Below are 12,128 nucleotides of genomic sequence, written 5' to 3'. Positions count from 1 at the left end.
CCCGCAGCTTAATCCCTGGTGCGCGGGCGGGCGTTCGCGGACGATGGGGCAATGATTCCTACCGAGTACGAACGTCCCGAGCCCTCCACCACCGCCGGCGAGCGGGAGATGCTGGAAGGCTGGCTGGACTACCACCGGGCCACGCTGGCGATGAAGTGCGCCGGGCTGGACGAGGAACAGCTGCGGCGCGCGGCGCTGCCCCCGTCGGAGCTGACGCTGCTGGGCCTGGTGCGGCACATGGCCGAGGTGGAGCGCTGGTGGTTCCGGGAGATAACCCTGGGTCTGGACCTGCCCGAGCTGTACAGCACGCGGGAGGACCGGGACGGCGACTTCCACTTCGGCGCGGACGACACCTTCGCCGACGCCGAGCAGGTGTGGAAGGAGGAGATCGGGCTGGCCCGCGAGGCGGCGGCGGGACGCTCCCTGGACGAGGTCTCGGTGGCCGAGCACCCGCGCCGCAAGCAGGGGTTCAACCTGCGCTGGGTGTACACGCACATGATCGAGGAGTACGCCCGGCACAACGGGCACGCGGACCTGCTGCGGGAGCAGATCGACGGGGCAACCGGCGAGTAGCCGTCACCCGTGCGGGGTCAATATCGGCTCCGGGTTTCCGCAACGGGGTCCGCGCACAGCAGAGTTGGCCGAGTGCATCCAACCCGAACCACGACAACCCTGCTGCTCGGAGTGGCCGCTGCCGTTTCGGCCGTCTCCGGCTGCGTGAATGTGACCCCCGCGTCGGTGCAGCCCGCCGCGGCCCCTGTGTCGGAGGTGCCGCCGCGGCACGAGCCGCGGAGCGGGCCGGGGGCCGAACCGGTGGTGGTGCAGGCACCGGCCCTGGAGGCGCTGCAGGCGGCGCCGGCCGACAGCGGCCCGGCACAGGACGCGCCGGGGGAGCCGCCGGCGCCGCCCACGCCGCCGCTGGAGGGGCGGGAGCCGGAGCCCGACGCGCCGGCTCCGGCGCCGCCGCCCGTACCGGACATCCCGGAGCCGGTGGCCGCGGCGGGACGGGGTGAGCCGACGGGGCGGGAGCCGGACGGCGGGGACCGGCCCGGCCACGCCGGGCCTGAGGCCCGCAAGGTGGAGCGGGAGCTGATGAAGCGGCTGCCGGTACGGCCGGCGGACGTCTGCGCGCTGGGCCGCAAGCACGGCAAATGGCGCCCGGACAGCCCCGAATCCCGGATCTGCCCGGACCCGCGCTGACCCCCTCCGGCGACCGGGAGCCGCCCCTCGAGCCCCTCCGGCGATCGAGGAGCGGGGTGCGGGGCGGTGCCCCGGCGGCTCCGGCGCGCCGCGGCTACGCGTGCTGGCCGGGGAACGGCCCGGCGTCCGGGCGGGCGGCAGCCAGGCGTTCCTCCAGCCGGGCGATCGCCGCGCGGACCCCGTTCCCGTAGCCGTCGTCCGGCAGCGCGCCACTCGCGGCCCGGGCCCGCCCCAGGTGCAGCCGGGCCGCCTCCGGCCGCCGGAGCTTGACGTAGTCCGCCGCCAGGTTCAGGTGCAGCGCCGGGTAGAACGCCCGTACCGCGGCGTGCGGCCCGCCGGCCGGGCCGTCGGCCGCCGCCAGGGCCCGCAGGTCCCAGGCGAGCTCGTCCGCCGGGTCGTCCTGGGCGTCGGCCATGTAATGCGCGAGCGTGCACCGGTGCAGTGGCGCACCGTCCTCCCCGATCTCGGACCAGATCTCGCCCAGCCGGTTCCGCGCCTCCTCCCGGTCGCCGGCGTGGAGCAGGATGATCGCCTGGCCGATCCGGGTCATGACGGCGTCCTCGGACGCCTCCTGCTGCTCGGTCAACGCCGCCTCCGGCTCGTTCCGCCGGACCCTTCCGGTCCGATCATCCCGACGCTAGCCGCAGGCACCGGCATTGCCGCCGAGGCGCGGTCACACCATCACGCGATCGCGCGATCCGGGAGCCGGGGCCGGCGGGACGGGGAGCCGGCCGCTCCCGGAGACGCGCGGTCGCGCGGCGCGGTCTCAGCCGAGGTCCGGGATCCGCCAGTCGATCGGCTCGTGCCCCTGCGCGGCGATCGCCTCGTTGATCTGCGTGAACGGCTGGGAGCCGAAGAACTTCTTCGCCGACAGCGGCGAGGGGTGCGCGCCCTTGACCACCACGTGGCGGGACTCGTCGATCAGCGGGAGCTTCTTCTGCGCGTAGGCGCCCCACAGGACGAACACGGCCGGGTCGGGCCGGTCGGCGACCCGGCGGATCACCGCATCGGTGAACTTCTCCCAGCCCTTGCCCTTGTGCGAGTTGGGCTCGGCCTCGCGGACCGTGAGCACCGCGTTGAGCAGCAGCACGCCCTGCTCGGCCCACGGCATCAGGTAACCGTTGTCGGGGATCGGCGTGCCGAGCTCGGCCTGCATCTCCTTGTAGATGTTGCGCAGCGAGGGCGGGGTCTTGACCCCGGGCCGCACGGAGAAGCAGAGCCCGTGCCCCTGCCCGGCGCCGTGGTAGGGGTCCTGGCCCAGGATGAGGACCTTGACCCGGTCGTACGGCGTGGCCTCCAGCGCGGCGAAGACCTGCTCGCGCGGCGGGTAGACCGGCCCCTGCGCCCGCTCCTTCTCGACGAACTCGATCAGCTCCTTGAAGTAGGGCTTCTCCAGTTCCTCGCCGAGCACGGGCAGCCAGGACTCGGGCAGCATCTGGGTCACGTCGTCAACCTCCGGCAATCAATAGTGCAACTGACCGGAGAACTTACCCGCGACCACTGACACTGCCCGAACCCGTGCTCCGCCCGACCGCTACCAGCTGGTCTTGCGGAACAGCTCCCACATCTGCATGACGGTCTGCGGGTCGAGCGCCCGCTCGCCGCCGCCGAGGTCCTCGCCGGCCGCGACGTACAGCTTGCCCTGCCACAGCGGGAGCAGCCGGACGTCTTCGGCGAGGATCCGCTGGGCCTCCTCGAAGTGCTGGCTGACGGCCGAGCGGTCGCTGGAGCGGCGGGACTTGGGCAGCAGGTCGTTGATGATCGGCGCGGGCTCGTACGGCGTGCCGACCGCGTTCTCCTTGCCCACGAAGGGGGCGATGAAGTTGTCGGGGTCGGGGAAGTCCGGGAACCAGCCGCGGCCGAAGACGGGGTACTGGCCGCCCTTGTAGCCCTGCTGGAACTCCTTCCAGGGCTTGCCCTGGATGGCGACCTTGAACAGGCCGCTCTCCTCCAGCTGCCGCTTGAGCTCCTCGAACTCCAGCTGGGTGGAGGAGCCGTAGCGGTCGGTTGTGTAGACGAACGACAGGTTGACCGGGGTGCTGACGCCCGCGTCCTTGAGGTACTTCTTCGCCTTGGCGGTGTCCGGGTGGGCGAACTTGTCGAAGTACGGCGTCTTGTGGCTGACCACACCCTTGGGGACCATCGAGTACAGCGGCTCGGCGGTGCCCTGGTAGACCTTGGTGACCAGGGTGCCGCGGTCGACGAGCTGGGCGACGGCCTGGCGGACGGCGAGCTTGCCGGCGGCCGGGTCCTTCGGGTTGAAGACCAGGTAGCGGATCTCGGAGCCGACGTTGGCGAGGAGCTGGATGCCGGCCTCGCGGGCGGCGGCGCCCTGCAGGTCCTTGATCTCGGCGGCGGTCAGACCGCGGTAGGTGGCGTCGATCTCCTTGGCCTTGAGGGCCGTGACCATCTTCCCGGAGTCCTGGAAGTAGCGGATGGTCACGCCGTCGTTCTTGCGCTGGGCGAAGCCCTGGTAGTCGCCGTTTCCGGCGAGCTCGGCCCGCTGCTTCTCGACGTACTCCTCGAGGAGGTACGGGCCGGAGCCGGTGACCTTGCCGTCCTCGCGGAGCTTGTCGGCGGGGTAGTCCCGGGGGGCGACCAGCGAGGCGGCCGGGGAGCCGAGGACGTACGGGAAGGTCGCGTCGGGCGTCTTGAGGTGGAAGACGACGGTCTGCGCGTCGGGCGTCTCGATCTTGTCCAGGCTGCCGAAGAGGTCCTTCGGGCCGACCTTGGAGTTGATCGTCCGGATCCGGTCGAAGGAGTGCTTGACGGCCTTGGCGTCGAGCGGTTCCCCGTTGGAGAACTTCAGGCCCTTGCGCAGGACGCAGCGGTAGGACTCGTTGGCCGTGTCGGTGAACTCGCAGCTCTGGGCCGCGTCGGGCTGCGGCTTGACGCTTCCCGTCGGGAACGCGACCAGCGTCTGGTAGACGTTCCGGTAGAGCTCCCAGGAGCCGTCGTAGGCCGCGGCGGGGTCGAGGGTGGTGGGCGCGCTCGTCGTGCCGACGACGATGCGCTTTTCGCTCTTTCCGTCATCACCCGGAAGCAGGCCGCATCCGGCCAGCAGGGATATGGACGCAAGGGCCGCAGTGCTCTGCAGGCATCTGGTCCGGATGAACACGTGCACACTCCTCGATCAGCCTGGGTGCGGCAGACCCTACCGCAGCGCCCCACGAATCCAATGGGGTGGTTCCGTGGGGCACTTGATCAGTTCGGTGCCGGTTCCATACCGTTTTCACGCCTATTCGGGAGACATTTACCGGCCCCCGAAGGGGTATTCCGTCCGTTTATCGGTCAGTGGACTCCGGCATTGAGAAACATTCCGCCATCAACGACCAGAGTCTGACCTGTGATCCATTCCGCTTGGTCCGAGGTGAGGAACGCCGCCGCCCCTCCGATGTCGGACGGGACGCCCAGCCGGCCCAGGGGGTAGGCGGCCGCGGCCTCCGCCTCCCGGCCCTCGTAGAGGGCCTGGGCGAACCTGGTCTTCACCACGGCCGGGGCGATGGCGTTCACCCGCACCCGGGGTGCCATCTCGTGGGCCAGCTGGAGGGTGAGGTTGACCATGGCCGCCTTGCTCATGCCGTAGGCCCCGATGAACGGCGAGGCCGAGACGCCGGCGATGGAGGCGATGTTGACGATGGCGCCGCCGTTCTCCTTCTGCCAGGCGTGCCAGGTCCGCTGGGCGAAGCCGAGCGCGGAGATCACGTTGGTCTCGAAGACCTTCCGGGCCACGCCCAGGTCCAGGTCGGCGATGGGGCCGAAGACCGGGTTGGTGCCGGCGTTGTTGATCAGGAAGTCGATCCGGCCGAACGCCTCCATCGCGCGCTCGACGGCCACCGCCTGGTGGGCCTCGTCGTGCGCCTTGCCGGGGACGCCGATGACCCGGTCGGCGCCGAGCTGCTCCACGGCCTCCTTGAGGGCCTCCTCGCTGCGCCCGGTGATGCAGACCCGGTCGCCGCGGGCGACGAGCGCCTCGGCGATGCCGTAGCCGATGCCCCGGCTGGCGCCGGTGATCAGGGCCACCCGGCCGCTGTCGGGGGCGGTGCTGTCCTGTGCTGCTGCCATGACCGTACGGACTCCCTCGGACTAGTTGAGCGGGCCGCCGGCCACGTACAGGACCTGGCCGGAGACGAAGCCGGCGGCGTCGCCGGTGAAGAAGGCGATGGCGTTGGCGATGTCCTCGGGACGGCCGACCCGCTGGACCGGGATCTGGCCGGCGGCGGCGGCCTGGAACTCCTCGAAGCCCATGCCGACCCGGGCCGCGGTGGCGGCGGTCATCTCGGTGACGATGAAGCCGGGGGCGACGGCGTTGGCGGTGACGCCGAACTTGCCGAGCTCGATGGCCAGCGTCTTGGTGAAGCCCTGCAGACCGGCCTTGGCGGCGGAGTAGTTGACCTGCCCGCGGTTGCCCAGGGCCGAGGCGCTGGACAGGTTGACGATCCGGCCGAACCCGGCGTCGACCATGTGCTTCTGACAGGCCTTCGACATCAGGAACGCGCCGCGCAGGTGCACGTTCATGACGGTGTCCCAGTCGTTCTCGCTCATCTTGAAGAGCAGGTTGTCGCGGAGCACTCCCGCGTTGTTGACCAGCACGGTCGGCGCGCCGAGCGTGCCCGCGATCCGCTCGACGGCCGCCTCCACCTGCGCGCCGTCCGATACGTCGCAGCCGACCGCGAGGGCCTTGCCGCCGGCCCCGGTGATGGCCTCGACCGTGTCCTTGCAGGCCGCCTCGTCCAGGTCGAGTACGGCGACGGCGCGGCCCTCGGCGGCGAGCCGTACGGCGGTGGCGGCGCCGATGCCCCGGGCCGCCCCGGTGACGACGGCGACGCGCTGCTCGGTGGTGGACATCTGGTTCTCCTCGCCCTTGAAGTACGGCCGCCCATACCTGAGCAACCGCTTAGTAGCTTCAGCGAGGGAGACGCTAGGAGCCCCGGCACCCGGTGTCAACGGCACCGGGCCCCGGGGGCCTTCGCGGCGTTCCGCCCGGGGGCCGGCTCAGCGCACCAGCAGGTCGAGCAGGCGTTCCACCTCGGCCTGGGGATCGGCCGTCAGACCGGTGTGGACGGGGCCCGGCTGCACCACCGTGCTGCGGGGGGCGATCAGCCACCGGAAGCGGCGCCCCGGGTCGTCGCCCGCTGCCTGGCCCGCCTGCTCCCCGCCCGCGCATACGCCCTCCACGGCGCGCAGGGCGGCCCGTACGCCGGTGACGTCGGCCGCCGGGTCGAGGGCGAGCAGCTTGGTCTCGTCCAGGTGGGTGCGGGCGGCGACGAAGGAGCGCGCCCGGCAGTAGACGATCACTCCCGCGTTGAAGCACTCGCCGCGCTCCATCCGGGGCACCACGCGCACCAGCGCGTACTCGAAAACGTCCCGCTGGGTCACCGGTCGCCGCTCTTCTTCTGGTGGGGCCGTTCGCCGAGGAGGTCGGTCAGCCAGCCGGGCGGGCCGGAGGGGGCCTTCGGCCGGGCCTCCAGCGAGATCCGCTCGTGGACGGTGCGGGCGCGCGGCAGCAGGGCGTCGACGTAGGCGCGACGCAGCTCGTCGGGCCCGTCGAAACCGGGCTCGTCCACCAGCCACTCGTCCGGGACCTCGGCCGCGACCTCGGTCAGCAGTTCCTCGGTGACCCGGGGGGCGAGCTCGGCGGCGGCCGCCGCGATGTCGGGGGCGAACGGCGCCAGCACGTGGTCGGAGGCGTCGTACGGCTTGCCGGCGGCGGCCTGGGCGGTCGGCCAGTTGTGGTGCCAGATCATGGTGGCGCCGTGGTCGATCAGCCACACGTCGCCGTGCCACACCAGCATGTTGGGGTTGCGCCACGAGCGGTCGACGTTGTTGATCAGGGCGTCGAACCAGACCACCCGGCCCGCCTCGGCCGGGTCGACCTGGTAGGCCAGCGGGTCGAAGCCGATCGAGCCGGGCAGGTAGTCCATGCCGAGGTTGAGGCCGCCGCTGGCCTTCAGCAGCTCCTGGACCTCCTGGTCCGGCTCGCCCAGCCCGATCACCGGATCCAGCTGGATCCGTACCAGGTCGGGCACGCGCAGGCCCAGCCGCTGGGCCAGTCGCCCGCAGACGACCTCGGCTACGAGGGTCTTGCGGCCCTGGCCGGCGCCGGTGAACTTCATGACGTAGGTACCCAGGTCGTCGGCCTCGACGATCCCCGGGAGCGAGCCGCCCTCACGCAGGGGCGTGACGTAGCGGGTCGCGATCACTTCGGACAGCATCCGTCCAGGTTACGGGCCTTCCTGCGCCCAGGCCTCGAGGATTTCCGCGGCGGTGGTGACGGTGGCCACCAGGGCGAGGGAGTTGCGGAGCACCTCGGCGGTGTAGGCGGCGGGCACCCCGGCGATCGCGTCGGCCGGGACGACCACCCGGTAGCCGAGGTTGACGGCGTCGAAGACGGTGTTGGGGATCGCCACGTTGGCGGAGACCCCGGTGACGACCAGGGTCCGGCAGCCGAGGTTGCGGAGCAGCGGGTCGAGGTCGGTCCCGGCCATGGGCGAGAGGCCGTGCAGCCGCCGTACGACGAGGTCCTCGTCGGCGACCTTGATGGGCTCGGCGATGCGGACGGCGGCCGTGCCCGACAGCTGCCGCACGGGCAGGCGGGACGCGGCGCGGAACAGCCGGGCGTTGGAGTTGGCGCCGCGGCCGTCGGGGCGCCGCTCGGCGACGGCGTGCAGCACCTGTACGCCGACGGCGTGGGCGCCGTCGACCAGGGCGGCCACCTGCGCGAGCATGCCGGAGCCCCGGGCTTCGGCGGCGAGTTCGGGCAGGGCGCCGTCCTCGCCGACCACCCCGTTCTGGCACTCGACGGTGAGCAGTGCGGTGGTGCCGGGTTCCAGCTTCAGCATGTCCGACCCTGTCTCCCCCTGGTGCGGTGACGGAAGAGCCCCGATGATTCCTGACACACAGTCAGATGTGAAGGGGTGTGGGACGGGTGGACGGGACCCAGCGGCGTGGCCGCCGCATCATGATGACCGAACGGGAAGTCGACGCCTTCCTCCGCGAGCAGCGCACCTGCCGGGTGGCCACGGTCTCCCCCGACGGGCGCCCGCACGTCGGGGCGCTGTGGTTCGCCTGGGACGGCACCTCGCTCTGGCTGTACTCGATCACCCGCAGCCGGCGCTGGTCCGACCTGCGCGCGGACCCCCGCATCTCGGTGGTCGTGGACGCGGGCGAGTCGTACGACGAACTGCGCGGCGTGGAGCTGTCGGGAAGCGCGGTCTTCGTGGGCGAGGCCCCGCGCACGGGCGAGCCCTGCCCGGACCTGGAGGAGGCCGAACGACTCTTCCCGGCCAAGAACTTCGGGATGGAGCAGATGCCCCACGACGGCCGCCACGCCTGGCTGCGGCTGACCCCGGACACCGTGGTCTCCTGGGACTTCCGCAAGCTGTAGGCCTCCAGGCCGTCTCTTCCGGATCTTGCCTGACCCGCGCCGCCCGGCACCGCACCTCGTCCCCCAGCTACCGCTGGGAGGTGCCCCCAGCGTTGTCGAGGCACCCAAGTACGTCCAGTAATCGGGAGCCTCTCCGCCTTGCGATGCACGGCACCGGACGACGCGGGCTTAACCGGCAAGATCCGAAAGAGACGGCCTGACGACGCCCAGCGCCGCGGCCCGCAGCGCCTCGACGGCGGCCCGGACCGAGGGCCGGCGGTCCGCGTCGGCGCGCCACACCACGTACACGTGCCGGCGCACCGTGTCGCACACGGGCAGCAGCCGCACCCCGGCCGGCACCGGGCCGCGACCCAGCCGGGGCGTCACGCACACGCCGAGACCGGCCTCGACGAAGGCGAGCTGGGTGTGGTGCTCCTCGGCGATGTGGGTGATCCGCGGTTCGATGCCGGTCCCGCGGAGGGTGAAGACCAGCCACTCGTGGCAGAACTGGCCCTCATTCCAGGAGACCCATTCGTCCTCGGCGAAATCGCTGAGCGAGACCTGGGCGGCGGCGGCCAGCGGGTGGCCGGCGGGCACCGCGACGTCGGCCGCGTCGTCGAGCAGGTGGGCCCGCACCAGCTCGGCGGGGACGGGCATCCGCTTGTTGTACCAGTCGATGGTCAGGGCCAGGTCCAGGTCGCCGCGGACCACGGCCGCCATGCTCTCCTCGGGTTCCATCTCGCGGACCCGGGGGCGCAGGTCGGGGTGGTCGGCGCGGAGCCCGGTCAGCGCGGCGGGCAGCAGCCCGCGCATGGCCGTGGGGAACGCCCCGATGCGGACCTCGCCGACGGCGCGGCCGCGGTGCGCCTCGACCTCCGCCTGGGCGCGCTCGACCTGGGAGATGATCCGGGCCGCGTGTTCGGCGAGGAGGCGCCCGGCGTCGGTGAGGCGGACGCCGCGCCCGTTCTTGGCGAGGAGGGGCTGGCCGACCTCGCGTTCCAGCTTGGCCATCTGCTGGGAGACGGCGGAGGTGGTGACGTGCAGACCGTCGGCGGCGCCGCTGACCGAGCCGTGACGGGCCAGGGCGTCGAGGGTGCGGAGGCGCTCCAGGTTCAACATGTAAGTGATGCTACGCGATCGACCGAAAGAACTCTCGCTTGTCCTACGAGGTCGGAGTGATCAGAGTGGAGGGCATGAGCGCCCCCGCAGAGACCCGCCCGGCCCCCACCACCGCCACCACGCCCGATCACTCTCCCGCTGCCGCCCGCCCGCCCGTCCGCTCCGGCACGTCCGCGTCCGCGTCCGCCCGGGCCCGCGCGTGCCGCGCCGTACTCGACTGGCGGGTCCGGTTCGGCGTCCTCTCCGTCGTCTGGGGCTTCAGCTTCCTGCTGATCAAGGTGGGCACCGAGGCGTACGCGCCGTTCCAGGTGGCCCTGGGCCGGGTGTTCTTCGGCGCACTGGCGCTCGGCGCGGTCCTGCTGGTCCGCCGCGAGCGGCTGCCGCGCGGGCTGCGCACCTGGGGGCACCTCACGGTGGCGGCGCTGCTGCTCAACACGGCCCCGTTCTCGCTGTTCGCCTACGCGGAGCTGAGCATCCCGTCGAGCCTGGCGGGGATCTGCAACGCCACCTCGCCGCTGTGGGGCATGGTGCTGTCCCTGGTCGCGCTGTCGGAGGACCGCCCCACGCGGCGGCGGGTGGCCGGGCTCGGGCTGGGCTTCCTCGGCGTGCTGACGGTGCTCGGCGCCTGGCAGGGGTTCTCGGGCGTCGACCCGCGGGGCGCCGCGATGGCCCTGCTCGCCTCGCTCTGCTACCCGGTCGGCTGGATCTACGTGCGCCGCACGCTGGCGGACGTCCCCGGCTCGCCCGTCGCCCTGACCGGGGGCCAGCTGATGGTCTCCACCCTCCAGCTGACCGTGGTCAGCACGCTGTTCACCTCGGCCCCGGCCTCCTTCCCGCTCTGGCCGACCCTCTCGATCGTCGCGCTGGGCGCGCTGGGCACCGGGATGGCGCTGCAGATGCAGTACCGCCTGGTGGCGGAGGTCGGGCCGACGACGGCGCAGATGGTCACGTACTTCATCCCGGTCATCGCCACCGCCGCGGGCGTGCTGGTGCTGGGCGAGCAGCTGCACTGGAACACGCCCGTCGGCGCGGCCGTCGTCCTGGCCGGTGCGGCCCTGACCCAGGCCCGGCCGCGGCGTCAGTCGTAGCGCGCGCCGCGGGGCGGCCGCACCGCCTCCGCGACCACGTCCGCGAGGGCCGGCACCTCCTCCACCGCGAGCCGGGACACGGTGATCCGGATCCCCGGCCCGCTCGCGACGCGGAACCTGGCCCCGGGCGCCACCGCCCAGCCGGCGGCGAGCAGCCGCGCCACCGCCCCCGTCTCGTCCGCGACCGGCACCCACACGTTCAGTCCGCTGCGCCCGTACGCCGCGACGCCCCGCTCGGCCAGTGCCGCGACCAGGGCGTCGCGGCGCCGCGCGTAGGAGCGGGAGACCGCCACCGGGTCCACGGCCCCGGAGGCCCACAGCTCGGCCACGGCGTACTGCAGGACGCGGCTGACCCAGCCCGGCCCCAGCCGCTGCCGGCCGCGCACCCGGTCGAGGGTGACGGGGTCCCCGGTGAGCAGGGCGAGCCTCAGGTCCGGGCCGTACGCCTTGGAGACCGAGCGGACCAGGGCCCAGTGCCGGGTCACCCCGCCGAGCGGGTGCAGCGGCAGATCCACGATGCCGTGGCCGTGGTCGTCGTCGAGCACCAGTACGTCCGGGTGTTCCGCGAGCAGCGCCCGGAGCGCGGCGGCCCGCTCGGCGCCCACCGCCGCGCCGGTGGGGTTCTGCGCCCGGGCCGTCACCAGGAGGGCGCGGGCGCCCGCCGCGATCGCCCCGGCCACCGCCTCCGGGCGGGGCCCCTCGCAGTCCACCGCGACGGGCAGGATCCGCAGTCCCAGGGCGGGTACCAGGTCGAGCAGGCTGCCCCAGCCCGGATCCTCGACGGCGACCGCGTCGCCGGGCCGCAGGTGTGCGGTCAGCACCCGTTCGATCGCGTCGAGCGCGCCGGAGGCCAGCGCGAGCGGGCCCTCCGGGACCCCGTCCGCGGCGAGTCCGGCCCGGGCGGCGGCGGCCAGGTCGGGGACCACCGGGTCGTCCCCGTACAGGGTCGGCCGTTCCGCGTACCGGCGGGCGGCCGCGGCGAGCGCCGCCTCGAGCGGGGGCAGCAGCGCCGGGTCGGGGCAGCCGTGGGAGGCGTCCCGCCCTCCCGGTGGCGGCGCCACCCGCAGCGACTCGCGGGCGGTGGTGGCCGGACGGGCCCGGACCCGGCTGCCGCGGCGCCCGTCCGTCTCGATGACACCGCGTTCGCGCAGCGTTCGGTAGGCCGCCGCGACCGTGTTCGGGTTGACGCCCAGCCGGGCGGCCAGTTCCCGCATCGGGGGCAGCAGCGCGCCCGGCGCGAGCTCGCCCGCGCTCACGCCCGCTTCCACGCTCGCCGCGATCTCCGATGCGCGCGTTCCTGTGACCATGTAGTCTCCTAGCACAAACCACATTATGCACTAGTGCAATGGAGGTCG

At 72.9% G+C, this 12,128-nt stretch carries 14 protein-coding genes; 4 read left to right on the top strand and 10 right to left on the bottom strand.

The genetic code is table 11. From position 1 onward, the window contains the following. The first annotated feature begins 51 nt into the window (after positions 1–51). The gene (locus ACFY61_RS09960) at positions 52–573 is read left to right on the top strand and encodes a DinB family protein (RefSeq protein WP_389469407.1); all 522 of its coding nucleotides are present in this window, start codon (positions 52–54) and stop codon (positions 571–573) included. A 72-nt stretch (positions 574–645) separates the two neighbouring features. Beyond that, complete coding sequence (locus ACFY61_RS09955) at positions 646–1,200, top strand: hypothetical protein (protein ID WP_389469405.1); 555 nt, start codon at positions 646–648, stop codon at positions 1,198–1,200. A gap of 94 nt (positions 1,201–1,294) precedes the next feature. On the opposite strand, the gene ACFY61_RS09950 is transcribed toward ACFY61_RS09955, so the two are convergent. The 8 genes from ACFY61_RS09950 to ACFY61_RS09915 all read right to left on the bottom strand — a co-directional run bounded on the left by ACFY61_RS09950 (position 1,295) and on the right by ACFY61_RS09915 (position 8,042). Next, a complete protein-coding gene (locus ACFY61_RS09950) occupies positions 1,295–1,786 on the bottom strand; it encodes a hypothetical protein (protein ID WP_389469402.1) in 492 nt (163 codons plus the stop codon). Positions 1,787–1,966: 180 nt separating this feature from the next. Next, positions 1,967–2,635, bottom strand: coding sequence for a uracil-DNA glycosylase (locus ACFY61_RS09945; RefSeq protein ID WP_389470391.1), 669 nt, complete (start codon positions 2,633–2,635; stop codon positions 1,967–1,969). Between the two features lie 99 nt (positions 2,636–2,734). Continuing rightward, positions 2,735–4,318 (bottom strand): ABC transporter substrate-binding protein, encoded by a 1,584-nt coding sequence (locus tag ACFY61_RS09940; RefSeq protein ID WP_389469401.1) that lies wholly within the window; start codon positions 4,316–4,318, stop codon positions 2,735–2,737. A gap of 173 nt (positions 4,319–4,491) precedes the next feature. Beyond that, positions 4,492–5,265 (bottom strand): SDR family oxidoreductase, encoded by a 774-nt coding sequence (locus ACFY61_RS09935; RefSeq protein WP_389469399.1) that lies wholly within the window; start codon positions 5,263–5,265, stop codon positions 4,492–4,494. A 21-nt stretch (positions 5,266–5,286) separates the two neighbouring features. Further along, positions 5,287–6,048, bottom strand: a complete 762-nt coding sequence (gene fabG / locus ACFY61_RS09930) for a 3-oxoacyl-ACP reductase FabG (RefSeq protein WP_389469397.1) — start codon at positions 6,046–6,048, stop codon at positions 5,287–5,289. A 147-nt stretch (positions 6,049–6,195) separates the two neighbouring features. Then, the gene (locus tag ACFY61_RS09925; RefSeq protein WP_389469396.1) at positions 6,196–6,579 is read right to left on the bottom strand and encodes a DUF3037 domain-containing protein; all 384 of its coding nucleotides are present in this window, start codon (positions 6,577–6,579) and stop codon (positions 6,196–6,198) included. Beyond that, on the bottom strand, positions 6,576–7,415 hold the full coding sequence (locus ACFY61_RS09920; RefSeq protein ID WP_389469394.1) for a HipA family kinase: 840 nt from the start codon (positions 7,413–7,415) through the stop codon (positions 6,576–6,578). Before ACFY61_RS09920 ends, ACFY61_RS09925 begins: the two co-directional genes overlap by 4 nt. Before the next feature lie 9 nt (positions 7,416–7,424). Beyond that, positions 7,425–8,042, bottom strand: a complete 618-nt coding sequence (locus ACFY61_RS09915) for a cysteine hydrolase family protein (protein WP_389469392.1) — start codon at positions 8,040–8,042, stop codon at positions 7,425–7,427. An 86-nt stretch (positions 8,043–8,128) separates the two neighbouring features. On the opposite strand from ACFY61_RS09915, the gene ACFY61_RS09910 reads away from it, so the two are divergent. Beyond that, entirely contained in the window at positions 8,129–8,587 is a 459-nt protein-coding gene (locus ACFY61_RS09910; RefSeq protein ID WP_389469391.1) for a pyridoxamine 5'-phosphate oxidase family protein, read from the top strand. 168 nt (positions 8,588–8,755) lie between these two features. Here ACFY61_RS09910 and ACFY61_RS09905 read toward each other — a convergent pair whose 3' ends face one another. Continuing rightward, on the bottom strand, positions 8,756–9,685 hold the full coding sequence (locus tag ACFY61_RS09905) for a LysR family transcriptional regulator (RefSeq protein WP_389469388.1): 930 nt from the start codon (positions 9,683–9,685) through the stop codon (positions 8,756–8,758). 74 nt (positions 9,686–9,759) lie between these two features. On the opposite strand from ACFY61_RS09905, the gene ACFY61_RS09900 reads away from it, so the two are divergent. Further along, positions 9,760–10,773, top strand: coding sequence for a DMT family transporter (locus ACFY61_RS09900; RefSeq protein ID WP_389469385.1), 1,014 nt, complete (start codon positions 9,760–9,762; stop codon positions 10,771–10,773). On the opposite strand, the gene ACFY61_RS09895 is transcribed toward ACFY61_RS09900, so the two are convergent. Then, the gene (locus ACFY61_RS09895) at positions 10,764–12,095 is read right to left on the bottom strand and encodes an aminotransferase class I/II-fold pyridoxal phosphate-dependent enzyme (RefSeq protein ID WP_389469382.1); all 1,332 of its coding nucleotides are present in this window, start codon (positions 12,093–12,095) and stop codon (positions 10,764–10,766) included. The two genes, ACFY61_RS09900 and ACFY61_RS09895, sit on opposite strands and share 10 nt — an antisense overlap. Positions 12,096–12,128 lie beyond the last annotated feature (33 nt).

The organism is Streptomyces sp. NPDC012888 (assembly GCF_042900645.1).
Lineage (GTDB): Bacteria > Actinomycetota > Actinomycetes > Streptomycetales > Streptomycetaceae > Streptomyces.
This window is presented reverse-complemented; position numbering and strand designations above follow the sequence as displayed.